Source organism: Sphingopyxis sp. (assembly GCF_035998965.1).
Classification (GTDB): Bacteria; Pseudomonadota; Alphaproteobacteria; order Sphingomonadales; family Sphingomonadaceae; genus Sphingopyxis.
Window position 1 is genome coordinate 20,108 of sequence record NZ_DASYHE010000079.1, and the last position, 19,726, is coordinate 39,833.

Below are 19,726 nucleotides of genomic sequence, written 5' to 3' on the forward strand. Positions count from 1 at the left end.
ACAGACTTCGATACGCTCAGGGTGAAGGGAGCAGGGTGTGAGGCTCCGCATCAATCCCCACTATTTCAGAATCTGGTTCATCTCGATCAGGATGCCGTCGGGGTCGAAGAAATTGCACCCGCGCACGCGAATGTCGGGGCCGCCGTTGCGCCCTGGATAGACCTGCAGCCGCGGCGGGGCGGTCATGGTGATGCCGGGCAGCTTGGCCGCCGCCGCACAGCGGCCATCGACATCTTCGGTGTTCATCACCATCACCACGCCGCCTTGCTTCATCCGCAGCGGATAGGGGCCGGGATCGGGGATTTTCGGGTCCAGCCACTGCATCAGCCCGACCCAGCCGACCCATGGGTCGTTGCTATTCAGCAGGATCAGCCGTGCCTTCGCCCCCGGCTCGCCCGCGGGCAGCGCGACTCCGGAGGTGGTGACGACGGTATCGTAATTGACCTGTAGCCCGATGACGTCGCGATAGAGGCGCAGCGAATTTTCGATGTCGCGGACGATCAGCGTCGTGCGCCGCACATCGGTGGGCAGCGCGGTCGCGGGTACGTCGACGCCGGGTGCGGCGGGCTGCGCAGGCTGCGCGGTCGTGGCCGGGCGCTCCTGCGCCGCGGCGCATCCCGCCAGCAGCATCGCCGCTGCCAAAATCGTCAGTCGTGTCATTCCGGTCCTCCTACGGCGCCGCTTTGCAGCAGCGATTCGATATGCTGGGTAGAATAGCCGAGCGCAGCGAGCACGGCCGCATTGTCGGCGCCGGGCATCGGCAGCTTCTGGCGCTGCCCCGGCCGCCGCCCCGCCATTTCGATCGGGATTGCGGGCAGGTTGGTCAGCGTCCCATTGTCGAGCTCGACCGGCTCCATCCCGCCCGCGGCCAAGTGCGGATCGTCGAACAGATCCTCGGGCCGACCGATCGGCGCGAAGGGCAGGCCGGTGCCATCAAGCCGCGCGATCACTTCGGCGCGCGTCATGCCCGCGATCAGCTCGCGAATAACGGGCAGGATGCGCTCGCGCGCCAGCACGCGCTGGTTGTTTTCGCGCAGACTTTCGTCGGCCCACAGCGCGTCGAGCCCGAACAGCGCGCAGAATTTCTCCCACAGTGCATCGGTGACAACGCCGATGAACACCGGATCGTCGCGCGTTTCGAACACGTCATAGATCGCCCAGGCCGACACGCGCGCGGGCATCGGTGCCGCCGCTTTGCCGGTGACCGCGAACTGCGCCATATGCTGGCCGACCAGATAGGCGGTGGTTTCGAACAGGCTGGCGACGATCTTCTGCCCGCGCCCGGTGCGGTGGCGCTCCTCCAGCGCGGCGAGGATGCCGATCACTCCGAACAGGCCGCCGGTCACGTCGATCACGCTCGCCCCCGCGCGCAGCGGGCGTCCCGGCGGCCCGGTCATATAGGCAAGCCCGCCCATCATCTGCGCGACCTCGTCGAGCGCCGTGCGCTGCTCATAGGGGCCCGGGAGGAACCCCTTTTCCGAGCAATAGATCAGGCGCGGATTGTCCGCCGCCAGCGCGTCATAACCGAGCCCCAGCCGGTCGAGCGCGCCGGGACGGAAATTTTCGACCAGCACATCGGCGCCGGCGATCAGGTCGCGGGCAACCCCGATCCCCTCCGCGCTTTTCAGTTCCAGACAGATCGACCGCTTGCCGCGATTATACATCGGGAAATAGCCCGCGCCCGACCCCAGCAGCCGCCGCGTCCGGTCGCCGCCGATCGGTTCGATCCGCACCACCTCGGCCCCCAGCCCGGCGAGCACATGGCCGACCGTCGGCCCCATCACCATATGCGTGAATTCGACGACGCGGATGCGGGCGAGCGGGGTGGGCGCACCGCTGTCTTCGGGATCGCTCATGCATGCAGCCTTTCGGAATAGTCGAGCATCGGCCCCGCATCGGGAGTGAAACCATAGAGCGGCTCGCCGGGCAGTGCTTCGGCGAGGATGGCGCGCACCGCGAGCAGCTTGTCGAGATCGACGCCGGTGTCGAGCCCCATGGCGTTGAGCATCAGCACCAGATCCTCGGTCACGAGATTGCCCGATGCGCCGGGAGCGAACGGACAGCCGCCCAGCCCGCCGAGCGAGGCGTCGAAGGTGGTGATCCCTTCCTCAAGGCCCGCGACAACATTGGCGAGGCCGAGCCCGCGGGTGTTGTGGAGGTGGAGCGTCGTCATCCGCTCCGCACCCACTGCGGCGCGCACCCCCCGCACCAGCCGCCGCACTTGTGCCGGATCGGCATAGCCCGCCGTATCAGAGAGTGAAAGCTCGGCCGCTCCTGCCGCCACCGCCGCCTCGGCGAGGCGAACGACGCGGTCCTCCGGCACCGCCCCCTCCATTGTGCAGCCGAAGGCCGTCGACATGCCGACCGCGAAATGCATTCCGGCGCCCTGCGCGATCTCCGCCACTGCGGCGATTTCGGCGAGCATCGCGCGGTGGTCCTTGCGCACATTCTTGATCGAATGCGTCTCGCTCATCGAAAAAGGGATGCTGATGCCATGTGCGCCTGCCTCGGCGGCGCGCGCCGCGCCCTTGGCGTTGGGGACGAGCGCGACAACGTTCAGCCCGGCAATGGTACGCGCAAAGGCGACCAGTTCGGCGGTGTCGGCCATCTGCGGCAGCAGCGAAGGCGGGACGAAGCTGCCGACCTCGATCTCCCGCACCCCCGCTGCGGCCTCGGCGGCGATCCACGCCTTTTTGGCCGCGAGCGGCATCACGCGGTCGATCGACTGGAGCCCGTCGCGCGGACCAACTTCGGAGATCAGGATGCGGGTCATGATGATGCAGGCTCCGGATAAACCCAGGGCCGCGCCGCGCGGTCGGCTGCCGTCCACGCCGCGATAGCGTCCGCCTGGGTCAAAGTCAGATCGATCGCGTCGAGCCCGCCAGCGAGCATAGCCTTCGCCTCGGCATCGATGGCGAAGCGGTGCGTGCGGCCGGAAGCGCGCACCTCCTGCGCCGGCAGGTCGATTGTCACCATCGCCCAGGCCAGCGATCGCACCACGTCGAGCGGCAGGGTGACGGGGAGCAGCCCGTTGCGGATGCAATTGCCCTCAAAGATCGGGGCAAAGCTCGCTGCGATGATGCATTCGATGCCATATTCGCGCAGCGCCCACACCGCATGTTCGCGGCTCGACCCGCAGCCGAAATTCCGTCCGCCAAGCAGCAGGCGCGTGCCGATCGCGTCGCGGTGGTTGAGCACGAAGGTCGCATCGCCGATCCGCCGGTCGGCGTCGGTGTAGCGCCACGGCGCGAACAGACCGGCGGCCAGGCCGGTGCGCCCGGTCGAGCGCATCTCGCGGCTGGGGATGATCGTGTCGGTGTCGATATTGTCGCGGATCAGCGGGACGCCGGGGCTGGTGATTGTCGTCACGGGGGTCATGCCGCCGCCTCCGCCGCGAGCGCGCGCGGGTCGGCGATCGCCCCCGCGATCGCGCTCGCCGCCACGGTTTCGGGACTCGCGATATGGGTGCGAATGCCCGGACCCTGGCGGCCTTCGAAATTGCGGTTGGTGGTGCTCACCGTCCGACTGCCCGGCGCGAAACCCTCGCCGCCGGCATAGAAACAGAGCGAGCAGCCGCTCAGCCGCCATTCGAAACCGGCGTCGGTGAAGATGCGGTCGAGTCCCTCGGCTTCGGCGGCGCGGCGCACCGCGGCGGAGCCGGGGACGACCAGCGCCTTGCGCACCGACGGCGCGATCCGGCGCCCCTTCAGCAGCGCGGCGGCGCGGCGGAGGTCGGAGAGGCGGCCGTTGGTGCAGCTGCCGATGAACGCCGCGTCGATCGGCGTCCCAGCGATGCGCTGCCCCGGCGCAAGGCCGATATAGTCGTGCGCGCGCGCCGGACCCTGGGGTACAGCGGCGTCGATGGCCACCGACTGCTCGGGGCTTGTCCCCCAACTGACCATCGGCGCGATGGTGGCGGCGTCGATCGCCAACTCGCGGTCGAACACCGCGCCTTCGTCGCTGCGCAGGGTCGCCCAATAAGGGTCATCGAACGCGGCGGGCGCGTAACGGCGCCCGGCAAGCCATGCAAAGGTCTGCACATCGGGTGCAATTAGCGCGGTCATCGCAGAAAACTCGGTCGCCATGTTGCACAGCGTCATACGCGCTTCCATGTCGAGCTCGCGCACCGCCGAACCGGCGAATTCGACGGCATGGCCGGCGCCGCCACCGGCGTCATGCGCGGCGATCAGCGCCAGCGCCATATCCTTGGCCGTTACCCCCGGTGCGAGGCGGCCGGTGAAGGTGACGCGCATCGTTTGCGGCCGTTTCAGCCGCAATGTCCCCGTTGCCATCGCATGTTCGGCTTCGGACGAGCCGATGCCCCACGCGAGCGCTCCGAACGCGCCCTGCGTACAGGTGTGACTGTCGGGCGCGACCAGCGTCACGCCGGGCAGGACGATGCCGAGTTCGGGCGAGATGACGTGGACGATACCCTGGTCGCGGTCGTTGACGTCGAACAGCGTAATCCCCGCCGCCCGCGTCGCGGCGCGCGTTTCGGTGATGAAAGCTTCGCCGCCCGGCATCAGCGTGCTGTCACCGCGCCCGGGGCGCGTATCGACGATATGGTCCATCACCGCAAAGACGCGTGCGGGATCATGCACGCGGCGCCCGCGCTCGGCGAGCGAGCGCAGCGCCGCGGCGCCGGTGCGTTCGTGCAGAAAAACGCGGTCGATCGCGATCAGCGCCGCGCCCGCCGCCGTATCGGCGACATGGTGCGCGGCCCAGATCTTGTCGAACAGCGTCTGCGGCATGATTCTGCGCTTCTCCGGTCAGGCCGAAGCGACCATGTCGGCCTCGACCGCGCGCCAGTCGCGCGTGACAAGTCGCTCTTGGATCGCGGTACGCGTCTCCAGCAGGCCACTGCGGATCCAATGCCAGGTGCGGCACCGGCTCTGCCCGTCATCGGCAAGCTGGATCATCTCGTAAAGATAGAGCGAGGGATCGCCCTGGCGCTGCCAGTAGAGCATCACCGTGCGGTTATACTCGTCGAGCGGTACTTCGGCCGCCCAGCCCTTGATGAGCTCATTGTCCCACCACACCCGGCCGTCGCGATAATCGGCGGGAAAATCGCGTACTTCGGTACGTCCGTCGGGCCAGGTGTAATGGTTGGTCTGGTGATAGGGGTGCGGACCATCGTCGGGAAAGCGGCACAGCAGCCGGCTGGAATGTTCGTCCACCTTTTCATTGGCGGCGTTGAAATAGCTGTAGGTGCCGTCCCACACGCCCTCGTGTCGGGCGAGCAGCGGCATCGCGGTGCGGATATCGGTCATCTCACTCTCCTTGGTCCATTTCGGTCAATAGGTGGTGCCACGCCGCGGCGCTATCGCCGGCGCGCAGGCGGGCGCGGGCGCGCCGCGCGATCGCGGCGGGGGCGATCGCGGCGGCGTCGACGGCGATCGCATGGACCTTGTCCGCCGCATACCAGGGCGCGAACAGCGCCTCCGCCCGGGCCGCGCTCCACGCACGTAGAAGATGGCCGCCGAAACGGTCGGGAGTGAGGTCCGGATAAAGCAGGGCCGCGTCACCCGGGGGCGGCGCGGGCCAGGCGATCGTTCCCGCGCCCAGCGCCCGCGCCGCATCTTCGACCGCGGCGCACGGATCGGCGGCGCGGTCCGACAGCCCGTGGCCCGGCGCGTCGATCGCCAGCCCGCCGGGCGCCGGATTGGTGAGTTCGGCGCCGGGGGCGTGCAGGTGCAGCGCATCGGCGCCGCGCGCGCCGCGCCAGTGGAGAAGCGTGTCGCCGACCGCGACCCAGCCCTCGCCGTCATCCTCGGCGAGCGGCGGGCAGGGCGCATCGCCCGCTCGCGCGGCCAGAAACGCCAGACTTTCGTTCTGATGCTGCTGCGACGTCGCGACTGCGTGCGCCTGCCAATGCGGGGGCAGTGCGCCAAGCCGCGCAATATGCGCTTGGAGCGGATCGCCGTCGTAAGCGGTGATCAGCGTTGGTGGGCAGGGCGCGTCAGGATCCGGAATGTCGCGCGGGGCGCGCAGCACCGCGCCATAGCCGGCGCGATAGGCGTTACCGGCGTCGAGCATCTCCATCACCGCCTGCTGCACACGGCCCACATCGGCGTGCGCGACCGACAGGCGCGCCGCATCGCGGACGTCGAACCATGGAAAGAACCAGCTCTGCTCAAGGATCCGGTTCCACAACCAGGCCAGATGCTCGCCATAGGGGGCCGGGTGAAATTCGGGCAGATAGTGCTCGCCGAACAGCCGCATCTCGTCCGCGGTCCAGATCGCATAGCCGCCGATCGCGACCGCCGAAAAGCGCGCCGGCTGCCGCTTGAGCAGCGCCATCAGGATAATGCCACCCGAATGAAAGCCATAGGCGGCGCACCGGCCGACGCCGATCGCATCGACGAAGGCGCCGAGCGCGTCGGCGAAATCGCCAATCTCGGGCGCCCCGGGCAGTGGGTCCGACTGCCCGAAGCCCGGCGTGTCGGGCGCGATGCAGGTGAAATGTTCGCCCCAGCGGCGCATCAGCGGCTCATATTCGGCCGAGCTTCGCGGGCTTTGATGTACCATGAGTAGCGCTGGGCCGCGGCCGCAGCGGCGGTAGTGTACCGTGCGGGCCGGTGTCCCGGGCGTAGCGGGAATCGTCAGGGCGTGGCGAGAAATCACTTGCATAATTTGTCCGGACAAATTTAATTCGGCAAGCGATTTTTGTTGCTCCGCCGGCGCGGCGGCCGCGACACCGATTTTTGGGGAGATGGCGGCCGATGCTGGGAACGAAGATGATCGATGACGGCCGCACCGCGCGCGAGATTTTCGACGAGGTGATGGCCAACCCCGCGCGCCGCAAATTCGGCTTCGGGACCAGGCTCGCGATCGTCAACGTCGATGTCCAGCAGGCCTATACCCGCACCGACCTGTTCCGCACCGCCTATGAAACCGACCCGCGCCAGATCGATTACATCAACATCATCAGTCGGCTGGCCCGGACGCGCGGCATGCCGGTGATCTGGAGCCGCGTCGCGTACAAGGCCGACGCCGGCGACGCGGGGGTGTGGGGCACCCGCACCGACACCGAGGACAGCCTGCAGAATATCAAATATGACAGCGACCGCCATGCGTTCGACCCGCGCTGTGACATCGACGCCGATGATCTGACCTATACCAAGCGAATGCCGTCGGCCTTTTTCGAAACGCCGCTCGCCAGCTATCTGACCTGGCACAAGGTCGATACGGTGGTGGTGACGGGCGGCAGCACCTCGGGCTGCGTCCGCGCGACCGCGGTCGATGCGCTGAGCCATGGCTATCGCGCCATCGTCCCCATCGAAACCTGCGCCGACAAACATGCCAGCTATCATTTCGCCAACCTCACCGACCTCCAGCTCAAATATGCCGACGTCGAGCCGGTGCAGGCGGTGATCGACTGGCTGGAGGCGCGCTGATGCAGCCGGGTGCCACCGATCCGGGGCTGTATGATTATCACCCCTATCGCGGGCGCACACCAGTGCGTTGGCCGGGGGGCAAGACAGTGGCGGTGTGGGTCGCGCCGAACTTGGAATATTATGAGATCGACCCGCCGCCGCACCCTCAGCGCAAGGCGTGGGCGCGGCCCGCGCCCGACGTCGTCGGCTTTGCCCACCGCGACCATTCGAACCGCGTCAGCCACTGGCGGATGGCCGATGTGATGACAAAGCACGGCTTTCCGGGATCGGTCAGCCTGTCGGTGGCGCTGTGCCAGCACCATCCCGAAGTCGTGGCCGACGCCAACGCCCGCGGCTGGGAATTCTTCAGCCACGGCATCTATAACACTCGCTATGCCTACAATATGTCGGAGGAACAGGAGCGGGCGATCATTGAGGATTCGATCCGCACGGTGCGCGAGGCGACGGGGCAGACAATCCGCGGCTGGCTGGCGCCCGCGCTGACCCACACCGTCCGCACCCTCGACCTGATCGCCGACTATGGTCTCGATTATACCTGCGACCTCTATCATGACGATCAGGTGCAGGAGGTGAAGGTGGCGCGCGGCCAGCTCGCGTCAATCCCCTACAGCCTCGAGGTCAACGACCATTATGGCTTCTTCGTCTACAACATGTCTGGCCGCGACTATGCCGACGCGCTGGTCCGCCAATATGAACGGCTGGCGGCCGAGGGCGCGGCGTCGGGGACGGTTATGTGCATTCCGCTCCATGGCTATCTGATCGGCCAGCCGCACCGCATCGGCGCGTTCGACGCTGCGCTGAAGCATATCGCCGCCGACGGCCGCGCGTGGATCGCGCGCGCCGGCGACATCGTCGATGCGTGGCGCGCGCAGCAGGCGCCGCCGCAATGACGCTCGATCCCGCCTATCTCCATTATCCGCGCCGCGGCCATGGCTATGATCACGACCTTTATGCCTGGTCGAACATTCATCGGCGCGCGCCGATCCGCTGGCCCGGCGACCGCGGCGTCGCGGTGTGGATTTGCGTCAGCCTGGAATGGTTCCCGATCCAGCCCGCCGATGCGCCGTTTCGCGCGCCGGGGCATATGCAGACCGCCTATCCCGACTATCGCCACTATACCGCGCGCGATTATGGCAACCGCGTCGGCGCGTGGCGCTTCCTTGACGCATTGGCGGCGGCGGGGGTGCGGGCGAGCTTTGCCGTCAACGCGGCTATTGCCGAACGCTATCCCGAACTGCTCGCGGCAGTGATCGACGGTGGGCATGAGGTGATTGCCCACTCGACCGACATGAACGGCACGATCGACGGCTCGCTGGACGAAGCGGCCGAGCGGGCGTTGATCGCCGACACGTTGGCGCGGCTTGCCGCCGCCGGGGTGACGCCGAAGGGCTGGCTGTCGATCGCGCGCTCGCAAAGCTTTCGTACCCCCGATCTGCTGCGCGCGGCGGGGCTCTCCTACTGCTGTGACTGGGTCAACGACGAGCTGCCCTATCGCTTTGCCAACGGCCTCATCAACCTGCCGCTCAACCACGAGCTATCGGATCGGCAGATGGTCGCGGTGCAGCAGCAGTCGGCGGACAGCTGGCGCACCGCGCTGACCGACGCCTTTGACTGGCTGGCGTCGGAGGCGGCGACCCAGCGCAGCGCGCGGCTGCTGCCGATCCATGTCACCCCCTATATTATGGGACTGCCCTATCGCATCGGCGCGTTCGAGGCGTTGCTCGCCGACCTCACGGCGCGGCCGGAAGCATGGTTTGCGCCCGGCGACGCGATCGTCGCGGCGTGGGAGGAGCAGGCATGAAGGCGCGCAACCCCCGCACAGGCGAGGAGGATTACAGCTTCGCCGCCACCGACCCAGCCGCCGTTGTCGCGCAGGCGTCGGCGCTGCGCGCGCGCCAGCCGGCCTGGGAAGGACTCGGTGCCGAGGGACGCGCGGCGGTGCTGCTGCGCTTCGCCGACGCGATCGAACGGCACCGTGAAGCGATCACCGCGGCGCTCGCCATCGACACCGGGCGGCGCACCATCGCCGCGATCGAGATCGACGGGTGCCTCCGCAACATGCGCGGCTGGGTGGCGCGCGGGCCGGCGCTGTTCGATGCGCTCGACGCCGGGCCGCGGCCCTCGGTTGTGCCGGGGATCGAGATTTCGTCGCGCTGGTCGGCCTATCCGCTGTTCGGGGCGATCGCGCCGTGGAACTTCCCCGTCATCCTCAGCCATATCGACGCTGTGCCCGCGCTGATGGCCGGGTCGGCGGCGCTGGTGAAGCCGTCGGAGGTGACGCCGCGTTTCGTCGAGCCGATGCGCGCCGCGCTTGCCGAAGTGCCCGATCTGCCGCTCGCCTATGTCATGGGCGGGCCGGTCACCGGCCAGGCGCTGATCGGGGCGGTCGACTATGTGTGCTTTACGGGTTCGACCGCGACCGGGCGCAAGGTCGCCGAAGCGGCGGCGCACGCGCTGATCCCCGTCAATCTCGAGCTTGGCGGCAAGGATCCGATGATCGTCACCGCTTCGGCCGATCCCGTCGCCGCGGCGCAGGTCGCGCTGCGCGCCAGCATCGTTGCGACCGGCCAGGCGTGCCAGTCGATCGAGCGACTTTACGTCGCGCGCGCGATCGCCGAGCCCTTCCTGGCCGAGCTGGTGCGCGCCGCCGAGGCGGTCGAGCTGACTTGGCCCGATCCAGCGCGCGGCCATATCGGCCCTTTCATCTTCGCCGCGCAGGCCGACAAGGTTGCCGAGCAGATCGCTGATGCGCTGGCCAAGGGCGCGCGGCTGTTGAGTGGCGGCACGGTCGAGCGGCACGGCGGCGGCGCATGGCTGCGCCCGACGATCCTCGCCGACGTGACGCCCGAGATGATGGTGATGCGCGAGGAAACCTTTGGTCCGGTACTGCCGGTGACGCCGTTCGATGACATCGACGCAGCGGTCGTACTTGCCAATGCGGGCGATTATGGCCTGTCGGCAGCGGTCTATGCCGGGTCGCTGGACGAGGCGGCGGCGGTCGGTGCGCGGCTCGACGCCGGCGCGATCAGCCTTCAGGACGGCGCGCTGACCTCGATGGTCGGCGATGCGACCAACCATTCGCGCAAGGGGTCGGGGCTCGGCCCGTCGCGCATGGGCGACGAGGGGCTGCTGCGCTTCCTCCGCCGCCAGGCGCTGATCGCCCAGACCGGCACCGCGGCGACGATCGAGGCTTTTGCGGAGCAGCCGCGATGAAAGCATGGCAGCTCGGACAGCGACGTGGCCTGACCGACCTGCAGCTTGGCGAGCGCGACACGCCGATGCCTGGACCTAGAGAGGTGCGGGTGCGGGTCTTGGCCGCAGGGCTCAATTATCGCGACCTGATGGTGGCGAACGGCGACTATGGCCGCGACCTCCCCGCGACCCGGGTACCGCTTTCGGATGGCGTCGGGATCGTCACCGCGATCGGCGACGGCGTCGATTCGGTCGAGCCCGGTTGGCGCGTCATCGCACCGCATTTTGTGGGTTGGCACGACGGACCCTATCGGCCGGAATTTTTCGCCGCCGATTTGGGGGTCACCGTCGATGGCTGGCTGGCCCAGGAGATTATTCTCCCCGCATCGGCGCTCATCCGCGTTCCCGATGCGCTGGACAATGCAACCGCCGCGACATTTGCTGTCGCGGGGGCGACGGTGTGGCACGCCTTGGTGCGTTTTGGCGCATCCGAAGCAGGTCAGCTGGTGCTGACGCAGGGTACTGGCGGCATCGCGATCTTCACGCTGTTGGCCGCCAAGGCACTGGGTGCAGCAGTAGCCATTACGTCGTCCAGCGATGCCAAACTGGCGGAGGCGCAGCAACTGGGCGCGGATTACATCATCAATTATCGGCGGCGTCCCGACTGGGCGGAGGCGCTGCGCGAAGCAACTGGCGGGCGCGGCGTCGATGTGATCGTCGATACCCTCGGTTTTTCGGCACTGGGACAGACGGTCGCGGCCGCCGCGGTTGAAGGCCGCATCGCGACAGTGGGCGCGCAATCCGGGCATCCGACCGACGTGGGGAGCGCCAGTCAAGGCGCACTGATCGGCAAGAATATCGTTGTCAAGGGCATCGCATCGGGCAGCCGCGAGATGCTCATCGACGCACTCGACCTGGCGGCCGAGAAAGAGCTGCGGATGCCGATCGCGCGCGAATTTGACTTTGGCGAAGCACCCGATGCCTATCATTATCTTGCCGAGGCGGCGCATTTCGGCAAACTGCTGATCCGCATGGATTGAGGTAAGACCTCATAGCAATATGCGTTAACGGACGAGTTCGACAAGTTCGTATCGGTTCATCATATAACCATCGATCGCGCCATAGACCAAAATCGCATCATCGTCGTCGGTGACCCAGATATCATAAGCGGGGTGCGTGCGCCCGCCCATGCCCTCGCTACTGTCATCGATGAACCGAAAATGGCGACAATCAAAGGCACCGGCGGCAACTTCGCGACGCGAAACGCCGACATATTCCAGGTCGATCAAAACCTCGGCTATCGCTGGCGGCGTGGCGCCCCGATGATCGGCGGACGGCAGGACCATCCGCAGTTGCCGCCGGCTCCCGGCAGCGGCGTCCGCCATCAGACGCGTCGCATAGGCGTCGGCGACAACGGGATGGGTACCAAAGCCGTCGAAATCGCCGACGGTCCTGCTTTCCGATCGCCGTCCCGTCGACGGCGCCCAGCTCTCGCATTCGACCGTCTTCGCCGCGACATTATGGCGCATCCAGCCCGACCCCAGGAATGCGTCGTCGAGCATCAGCTGCACATGCAAATGCAACGGCGTCATATCCGGCCCGATATGATAGATGACGTCGCGCAAGACCGTCGGCGCAGGTTCTTCTATCTCGCATTGCGCGCGCAGAATCGTCGATCCGTCGCGATGATGGGTGAAGGAAAAATACTCGCGGCCGCGCTCCGTTCCCGCCATGCCCGGCTTGACCGAGGTGTAACGGATCGTGCCGCGGACTCTGCGGTGCTTCATCGCAAGATGTCGGCGCGCAGCAGCCGGTCGATGACCGCTTCCTGCGCCTTACGGAAATAGTCGCGGGGCGGCGGCGTGGCGATCCCGCCGTCATCCAGCATCGCGCCCGGCGGCTGGAAAGCCGCTGCGGCGGCGCCAAAGGCCTCGGCAAACATCTGCGGTCGCTGGCGCGCGAGCATATTGGTCATTGCCGGACGTCGCCGGGCCGCGCGCAATGCCGCCAGATCGATCTCGGCGAACGCGGTGTAGGTCTCGCCCGACAGCGATTGCGCGACCAGCTTGCCGCGCCAGTCAACGATCTGGCTGTTGCCGTCGGCCGAGGCGATCGGCATCGGCGTGCCGCTGATCCCAGCGGTGTTCGCCGACACCACATAGGCCATATTCTCGAACGCGCGGGCGCGCTTCGCAATATCCTTTGGCGTGGCCAGTGGCGAACCGATCTCGCTCGACGAATGGACAAAAATTTCCGCGCCGCGCAGGGCGAACACGCGGGCGATTTCGGGATAGAGAATTTCTTCGGACGCAATGGCGGCGATCCGTCCGAGTGCCGTGTCGGCGACGGGAAACACGCCGTCGAGGCCGTAGCGATCGAGATAGGCTTCCCAAAGGTCATGCGGACTCGGCGCAAACATCGACAGCAGCCGCCGGTATCGCAGCGCGACATTGCCATCGGGCGCGATCAGGAAGCTTGCTTGGAAATAAAAACCTGGGAAATGCCGGTCGGTCTCATAGGCGTTACCGGCGATATATAGGCCAAGCCGCTGCGCCAGTTTGCCGAGCGCGTCATATTCGGGTCCGTCAGGGGCAAAGCCAACGCGCGCCGCAAAGCCTTCAATCGTCTCTCCAGCCGGGTAGGAGGTGAAGAGATATTCGGGCAGGACCACCAGGCGTAGCGGCAGGCCGCTATATTGTTCGACAAAGATGGCGGTGGTGCGGATGGCGCCCTCCAGCGCGCCGATATGCGCCAATATATCGGCGCGCGCCGACGATGCGTCGATTCCCGCCAACGACCGTGCGGTGAGCTGCATGGCCGCTGCTGCGTATGGCGAAATCTCTGTCAAACTTGCGCGCTCCTCATGTCAGGGCCAGCGACCCCGGATTCATCAGTCCGGCCGGATCGAGCTGCCGCTTGATCGTCTCTAACAGACGCCACGCCGTTTCGTCATGGCTCTCGCGCAGCGGATAGGTCCGCGCGATCTGCAGGTGCACTGCCTGACGCTTGGCAAAAATGTCGATGACGCCAGCACGCAGCGTGTGGACCAGCGATGCCGCTGCGGCGTTGGCATCAAACCCTTTCAGCTTGGAAAGATGCGCTGGCTCAACGGCGCTGCGATGCAGGGGATTTAGCGCATCGGGCCAAAAAAAGACCGGCTCGATCAGGCATGCTTGCGGGCTGACCGCGGCAAGCATCGCCCCCGCTTCGACACCGAGCGCCGCCATCTGCTCACCATGATCGGCGTATAGTATCTGGATCGCCTCCCAGCTTTCGACCAATCGCGAATGCGGCAGGAATCCATGGACGGGCACCCAGCGTTCGCCGTCGGGGCCGACCATTGAGTTGACCGGCGGGAACGGATTCGATCGTAATATCTTCGGAATCGTGTTTTCAATGGCGCGGCCGCCCGCCGCGCCGACGATCTTTTCGATCGCCGTTATGTCGTCACGCGCGGCCGTTTCGCTGCGCGCTTCAGCGATGCAATGGAGCGAGAAGGGGACATCGTCCAGAAAGCTGCGGCCCGCCAAAGCGACCTTCGCGCCTTCCTTCAGACCCTTTAGGAGCGAGCCTTGCGCTTTCATCATTGTCACAAGACTTTTCGCGTCCTTGGTCAGGCTTTCGCGCTTCATGCGCTGCGCCTGCAGAAACGGGTCAAAGCCAAAACATTCGGACGCATATCCGCCGCGCGCCACTGCGCTCATTGCCTGAAACAGGGCGCGGTGATCGTCGAAGGCAAAGCTGCCATAGGCGAGGCCCGTTCCCTCCCGAACGAGCCGAAGCGTGATTCGCGCCTTGATACCCAGCGCCCCGCAGTCGGCAATGAACAGGCCGGTCAAATCGGGACCGAAGGGCCGAAAGAACTCGCTGCCGGTCGACAGGATCCGTCCGTCGGCCAGCACAATGTCGAAGCGCAATACGGCGTCGGCAATGGTGCCGTCGCGGGCGCCCCAAAAGACGCCATTCTGGCTCATCCCGCCGCCGACCGTCGCGTGCAAACCCGACAGCGTGCCCCATGCCTTGGCCCGCAAGCCGCGCCCCTGCAGCGCGGCGCGCAGTTTTTCCCAGGTCACGCCCGCCTCGACCGTCGCCGTCATGTCGGTTTCATCAATGCTGACGATGGCGTCGAGCGCGCCGGTATCGACCAGAATGAAGCGGGGGATCGGCGACAGATAACCGCCGGTATAGCTCATCCCGCCGCCGCGCGGGACGACCGCGATCCCCTCGCGGGTAGCGGCGGCAACACCGCACGCCAGCTCGTCAACCGATGTCGGTCGAAACACCGCCAACGGCAGCGGGCCCGCTGAATAGACGTCGTGCGCATAGAGCGAGCGCGTTTCGCGATCGACAAGCAACGACTGCGGTTCGACCGCAGATCTTAAGCCCGCGGGTAGCGGCAGGTCGGCGATTGTCATGCCGCGCGCGCCGTCTCACGATTGAATACGGGATAGCGGCCAAGCGTGATCAGAAGCGCCGCGCCGACCGCAAACAGCAGCATCGCCGCCTGCAACATCTGGTCATAGCTGCCGGTTACGTCGCGTATCCGCCCGTAAAGGACGGGCGAGATCGCTGACCCGATGCCAAAGGGCATATAGAGCAATCCGTAAACCTTGCCGTAGTTCGCCATGCCGAAATAGCGGCTGGCCAGATAGGCGATGAGATCGCTTTCCGCCCCGGCAGCGAAGCCGAGCAGAAACGCGGCTCCGTAAATCAGCGCGACGTCGGTGCTGGTCCCCATCAACAGCCAGCATGCGCCTGCCGGGATGAGCAGAACGGGTACGCACACCAGCGGCGCCCAGATCCGGTCGAGCAACCAGCCGGTAACGATCCGCCCTGCGATGAGTGCGATCCCGATCATGCCCATCACTGACGCACCCTGTGCGGCGGTCATGCCGTGCTGTTTGATGATTTCCGGCATATGGATATGGGCGCCGCCATAAGCCAGCGCGACGCAGAGGATCGACAGCCAGATGGTCCAGAATCGTCGGTCGCGAAGCGCGCTGGCCAACGTGACGCCGGTCAACTGGCCGCCGCTGTGAATGTCGGCCGGCATTTCGTCTGCCCGCGGCTCGCGGAACCAGAGGTAGAGGATGGGCAGCGCGACGAGCAGCGGGAACAATGCCAGCGCCGGATACATGCTGCGCCAACCATAGGCTTCGACCGCACGAACGGCGACCTGCGGCACGATCAGCGCGGCAAAGCTGGTGCCGATCAGCATGAGGCCCAGCGCCAGCCCCCGATTCTGCGAGAACCACATATTGACGGCGCGGCTGAAGGTGACCGGGGTCGATCCGATGCCGACCAAGCCGACGAGGAACCACAGCAGGTAAAATCCAAGCAGCGAGGCTGGAGCGGCGCCGACGAGGGCAAAGGTCAATCCGAAGGCGAGCATCGCTAGGATGGCCACGCGGCGCACCCCATGGCGGTCGGCGAGCCACCCGAACACCGGTGCCAGCAACGATGCGGTGATACCGAATACCAGAATGGCGGCGCTGATCTCTGCAAAGCTCCAGCCAAGTTCGGCGTTAATTGGTCCGATGACGAAGCCGATCGTGTTGTATGGCAGCGGCGAGGCGCCGCACGCCACGCCGATCATCGCCGCGATCAAGACCTTCCAGCCTTTGCCAAATTCCGATCGGCCGGGTTGGTGTGCCGTATCCGTGACGCTCATATCTTGTTTCCCCCAGAAAGCCCGGCGTCATCGGCAAGACAAAAATCCGTCTCGCCCGGAGGCAGGCAAATATCTTTGTCGCCGCGATCAGAACATATATTTGCCCCGGATCGACCAGGTCCGCGGACGGTTGAGATAGGTATAGTTGGTGAGCGTCGATTCGACAGCTTCCTGATCGAGGCAATTTTTGCATTCGGCGGTCAGGGACCAGCCCTGGTCGCTGACCAGCGCCAGCGAGGCGTTGACGATCCAGCGCGCCGGGCTGAACGATCCCGTGATGGCCGCGCCATCGCCAAAGGGATTGGCGGGATAGCTGGTTCCGCGGGGACTGGTATAGGCCCGATCATAGAAGGTCAGGTTGGCCGTGCTGACCTCGCTTTTCGATCGCCAGCTGGCGTTGACCGACGGGCGCAGCGACAATCCACCGCCGAGCGGCGCATCGTAACTGGCACCCATCGCCGCGGTCCAGCGCGGGCTGCGAACAGGCTCGGCCAGCGTTCCGTCGGGCGCGACAATCCCGACGCCGCAGGCCGAGGCATTGTCGGCACCCGATCCGCCGGCGGTAAGGCCGGTCGCGAGTTGCGCCTGACAGCGCGCCAACTGGCTTGCGACCGATTCGACGCCGTAAAGATCGAAGCGGGGCAAATCGGCATCAAGCCGGTACTCATCGTCCGAATAGCCGAGCGATCCAAACAGCGTGAGGGCATCAGTCGGCCGCGCCGTCAGTTCAAGTTCGATGCCTTTGTTGCGATAGTTGGCAAAGTTGCGGGTAATGAACGCCGCCGACCCGTTGGCGCGGGTGAAGGCCGAGGGCGTTTGCAGGTCGCTGACATCGAGCCAGAAAGCCGCGAGGTTCAGTTGAAGGCGGCGATCGAAAAGATCGGCCTTGATTCCCGCCTCGTAACTCCACGCCTTTTCTGGCCCGAAGGGCAGCGCCTCGGTCGGCGACGTCGCGCGGGCGCTCCACCCGCCCGATTTGAAGCCCCGCGTTGCGCTGACGAACAGCAGCAGGTCGCGCGAAGGTTTGAAATTGATCGCAAAGCGCGGCGTCCATACTTTCGCGCGCTGCCGGGTCGGGATCCGCACCCCATTCGCCGCAATCAGGTTGGCGCTTTCCAGGCAGGCCGCCTCGATCACGGCATCGTTGCAGGATAGCCGGTTGTCGTCGAACTTTATGGTCTTGCGCTCGTCGGTATAGCGAATGCCCGCCGTGACGATGATCTGGTCGGTGACATTGGCATCGGCCTGAAGATAGCCTGCCCAGGCGGTCGTGCTGTTTTTCAGCGTTCGATCGGCGAGGACCAGGGGGACGCCGGTCGGCGGCGGTGCCAATGGCAGGGTGAAGACATCGGCAAAATCGGTCGTGTTCCATTCCTTGTAGAAATAGATGCCCGACACAAAATCGATGAAGCCATCGCCGAGCGACCCATTCAGCTTGATTTCCTGCGTAAACTGGTCGTGCTGTCCTTCGTTGACGATGGCAAAGCCGCCGAAGCGATACCCCAGGACCGGGGGACGCGGGACTGCGAGGCTGGGCAACGCGCGTCCGTCGGCAAAGTCGAGCGCAAAATCCTGCTCCATATTCACGAAACCGGTGATGACATTGAGCGTCAGGTCAGGCGTGACCTCGACTTCCAGATTGGAGGTAAAGAGGTTCAGCCAAGCCTCGTTATCCAACCCGAACCCGGCCTTGCGGCCAGTCAGCAGACCCGTGAAATTGCTGTCTTTGGACAGACCGGTTGAAACATAGCGGCCATCGCATTCGGTCGGCGCCACCGGGTTGCAGGTAAAATTGACCAGGTTCGCGGACGCGGCGTAGCTGTGCGTCAGGCTGGCGTTCCAGCGTACGGTGTCGGACAGATCGCCGCGAATGCCTAGCCGAACCCCCCAGCCATCGTCCTCGTTGACGCGTTCACCGGTGGTGACGTTTCGCGCATATCCCTTGTCATCCTGGAAATAGCCCGACAGTTTGACGGCAAACGTGTCGGACAAGGGCAGGTCGATCGACCCGCGCGCCAAGAAGCGATCGAAGCTGCCGTAGCCTGCCTCGACAAAACCGCCGACCGTGTCGCCGGGCTCTTTCATCACAATCGCAATCGCACCGCCTGTGGTGTTGCGGCCGAACAAGGTGCCCTGCGGTCCGCGCAACACTTCGACCCGCTCGACGTCGAAAAAGCTGAAATTATTGGCGTTCTGGCGGCTGATATAGATGTCGTCGATATAGGTGCCGATCGGCGGGTCAAAGGTCGCGATCGACTCGGTGTTGCCGATGCCGCGCAGGAAATAGGCATTGCCGGTGCCAAGACCGGTATTGTTGATACCCACCAGGTTCGGCACGAACTGTGCAATCTCGAGCGCGCTCGTTACGCCGCGCGTTTCCAGCGACTGCGCATCGAGCGCCGTAATCGCGATGGGAACATCCTGCACACTCTGTTCGCGGCGCTGGGCGGTGACGACGATTTCCGGAACGCCGCCGACGCTTTCGTCCGCCGCAGCTTCGCTGGTCTGTGCCGTTGCCGGCGCAGCACTGCCGACGACGGCAGCGATCGAGACCGCAGCATATAAAGCGGGCTTGCAGATGATTTTCGTGACCATGGACAACACCTTCCCGTTTTTTCGGCACGGCCGCCTGTTGGCGATCCGGTCGGTTTCCCATCCTGCGCCCTTGAAAGTTGTCCGGACAAATGCTCTTTTGTCAAGGCGACAAATGGCATTTGTCCGGACTTTTGTGTCGCAATGGCGATTTGGCTGAAGGGAGAGTTGTGATGTCGCTCGTCGATATGGCCTATCCGACGCTCGTATACGTCCATGTGCTGCTGTTCGTGTTCTGGCTGGGCGGCGACGTCGGCGTCTTCCTGCTCGGGCAGCATTTTCGTAAACGCGATCGCTATGCGCTGGGCGAGCGGCTCGTGCTGCTGCGCATGCTGGTGCTGGTCGATATGGTCCCGCGCTCGGCCTGGGCGCTGATGGTGCCGGTGTCACTCTCGGTTCTTGCGGGCGGGGGATGGTGGGCGGTACCGCCCATATGGATGGTCGCTGCCTGGATTGTCGGTGGCTTCTGGCTCTGGCTGACCTGGGATATCTATCTGCACGAAGGAACGCCGCGCGCCCGGACCGGACGCCTGATCGAGCTCCCGATCAAGCTCGGCCTCACCCTTTTTTATCTCGGGATCGGGGCGGTTTCGCTGGTAACGGGGGCTCCGCTGGCGCCGGGCTGGCTCGCGACCAAGGCGCTGCTTTTCGGTGCGATCTTCGTTGCGGCCATTCTGATCGATTACAGCTTCAAGCCGGTGGGCGGACAGCTGGCGCGCCTGATCGCCGAGGGGTCGAGCGACGCCACCGAAAGACCCCTGCGTCGCACCATGGATCGCACCCGGATCTGGGTCTTTGTCATATATCTGCTCCTGATCGTCACATCCTGGCTCGGTTCGGTAAAGCCGTTCTGGTGAGCGCCGCGGGGCGCCTT

General features: G+C 65.7%; 18 protein-coding genes. 6 read left to right on the forward strand and 12 right to left on the reverse strand.

Going from position 1 to position 19,726, the window contains the following annotated elements; genetic code table 11:
- Positions 1–60: 60 nt before the first annotated feature.
- From VGN68_RS13290 to VGN68_RS13320, 7 genes are read right to left on the reverse strand one after another with little or no spacing between them, the layout of a single operon-like run.
- Entirely contained in the window at positions 61–660 is a 600-nt protein-coding gene (locus VGN68_RS13290) for a VOC family protein (protein WP_327477351.1), read from the reverse strand.
- On the reverse strand, positions 657–1,856 hold the full coding sequence (locus VGN68_RS13295) for a CaiB/BaiF CoA-transferase family protein (RefSeq protein WP_327477352.1): 1,200 nt from the start codon (positions 1,854–1,856) through the stop codon (positions 657–659). The genes VGN68_RS13290 and VGN68_RS13295 overlap by 4 nt, the downstream gene beginning before the upstream one ends.
- The gene (locus VGN68_RS13300; protein ID WP_327477353.1) at positions 1,853–2,773 is read right to left on the reverse strand and encodes a hydroxymethylglutaryl-CoA lyase; all 921 of its coding nucleotides are present in this window, start codon (positions 2,771–2,773) and stop codon (positions 1,853–1,855) included. The genes VGN68_RS13295 and VGN68_RS13300 overlap by 4 nt, the downstream gene beginning before the upstream one ends.
- The gene (gene leuD, locus VGN68_RS13305) at positions 2,770–3,378 is read right to left on the reverse strand and encodes a 3-isopropylmalate dehydratase small subunit (RefSeq protein WP_327477354.1); all 609 of its coding nucleotides are present in this window, start codon (positions 3,376–3,378) and stop codon (positions 2,770–2,772) included. Before leuD ends, VGN68_RS13300 begins: the two co-directional genes overlap by 4 nt.
- The gene (locus tag VGN68_RS13310) at positions 3,375–4,751 is read right to left on the reverse strand and encodes a 3-isopropylmalate dehydratase large subunit (protein ID WP_327477355.1); all 1,377 of its coding nucleotides are present in this window, start codon (positions 4,749–4,751) and stop codon (positions 3,375–3,377) included. Before VGN68_RS13310 ends, leuD begins: the two co-directional genes overlap by 4 nt.
- Before the next feature lie 18 nt (positions 4,752–4,769).
- A complete protein-coding gene (locus tag VGN68_RS13315) occupies positions 4,770–5,270 on the reverse strand; it encodes a DUF3598 domain-containing protein (RefSeq protein ID WP_327477356.1) in 501 nt (166 codons plus the stop codon).
- 1 nt (position 5,271) lies between these two features.
- Complete coding sequence (locus tag VGN68_RS13320) at positions 5,272–6,528, reverse strand: alpha/beta hydrolase (protein WP_327477357.1); 1,257 nt, start codon at positions 6,526–6,528, stop codon at positions 5,272–5,274.
- A 209-nt stretch (positions 6,529–6,737) separates the two neighbouring features.
- Here VGN68_RS13320 and VGN68_RS13325 point away from each other — a divergent pair, with 209 nt between their 5' ends.
- Genes VGN68_RS13325 through VGN68_RS13345 form a run of 5 tightly spaced genes read left to right on the forward strand, consistent with a single transcriptional unit; the run spans position 6,738 to position 11,629 of the window.
- The gene (locus VGN68_RS13325; protein ID WP_327477358.1) at positions 6,738–7,397 is read left to right on the forward strand and encodes an isochorismatase family protein; all 660 of its coding nucleotides are present in this window, start codon (positions 6,738–6,740) and stop codon (positions 7,395–7,397) included.
- Entirely contained in the window at positions 7,397–8,287 is an 891-nt protein-coding gene (locus VGN68_RS13330; protein ID WP_327477359.1) for a polysaccharide deacetylase family protein, read from the forward strand. The genes VGN68_RS13325 and VGN68_RS13330 overlap by 1 nt, the downstream gene beginning before the upstream one ends.
- Entirely contained in the window at positions 8,284–9,198 is a 915-nt protein-coding gene (locus tag VGN68_RS13335; protein ID WP_327477360.1) for a polysaccharide deacetylase family protein, read from the forward strand. The genes VGN68_RS13330 and VGN68_RS13335 overlap by 4 nt, the downstream gene beginning before the upstream one ends.
- On the forward strand, positions 9,195–10,610 hold the full coding sequence (locus VGN68_RS13340; RefSeq protein WP_327477361.1) for an aldehyde dehydrogenase family protein: 1,416 nt from the start codon (positions 9,195–9,197) through the stop codon (positions 10,608–10,610). Before VGN68_RS13335 ends, VGN68_RS13340 begins: the two co-directional genes overlap by 4 nt.
- Positions 10,607–11,629, forward strand: coding sequence for an NAD(P)-dependent alcohol dehydrogenase (locus tag VGN68_RS13345; protein WP_327477362.1), 1,023 nt, complete (start codon positions 10,607–10,609; stop codon positions 11,627–11,629). The genes VGN68_RS13340 and VGN68_RS13345 overlap by 4 nt, the downstream gene beginning before the upstream one ends.
- 24 nt (positions 11,630–11,653) lie before the next feature.
- Here the strand turns inward: VGN68_RS13345 and VGN68_RS13350 are convergent, their stop codons facing one another.
- From VGN68_RS13350 to VGN68_RS13370, 5 genes are all read right to left on the reverse strand, one after another.
- A complete protein-coding gene (locus tag VGN68_RS13350) occupies positions 11,654–12,376 on the reverse strand; it encodes a hypothetical protein (RefSeq protein ID WP_327477363.1) in 723 nt (240 codons plus the stop codon).
- On the reverse strand, positions 12,373–13,404 hold the full coding sequence (locus VGN68_RS13355) for a nitrilase-related carbon-nitrogen hydrolase (protein WP_327477364.1): 1,032 nt from the start codon (positions 13,402–13,404) through the stop codon (positions 12,373–12,375). Before VGN68_RS13355 ends, VGN68_RS13350 begins: the two co-directional genes overlap by 4 nt.
- Positions 13,405–13,450: 46 nt before the next feature.
- On the reverse strand, positions 13,451–15,004 hold the full coding sequence (locus tag VGN68_RS13360; RefSeq protein ID WP_327477365.1) for an FAD-binding oxidoreductase: 1,554 nt from the start codon (positions 15,002–15,004) through the stop codon (positions 13,451–13,453).
- Positions 15,001–16,260, reverse strand: coding sequence for an MFS transporter (locus VGN68_RS13365; RefSeq protein ID WP_327477366.1), 1,260 nt, complete (start codon positions 16,258–16,260; stop codon positions 15,001–15,003). The genes VGN68_RS13360 and VGN68_RS13365 overlap by 4 nt, the downstream gene beginning before the upstream one ends.
- A gap of 87 nt (positions 16,261–16,347) precedes the next feature.
- Positions 16,348–18,855 carry a TonB-dependent receptor gene (locus tag VGN68_RS13370; RefSeq protein ID WP_327477367.1) on the reverse strand — a complete coding sequence of 836 codons (2,508 nt, stop codon included), beginning with the start codon at positions 18,853–18,855 and terminating at the stop codon, positions 16,348–16,350.
- A gap of 170 nt (positions 18,856–19,025) precedes the next feature.
- On the opposite strand from VGN68_RS13370, the gene VGN68_RS13375 reads away from it, so the two are divergent.
- Positions 19,026–19,709, forward strand: coding sequence for a hypothetical protein (locus tag VGN68_RS13375; RefSeq protein WP_327477368.1), 684 nt, complete (start codon positions 19,026–19,028; stop codon positions 19,707–19,709).
- The last annotated feature ends 17 nt before the right edge of the window (positions 19,710–19,726 follow it).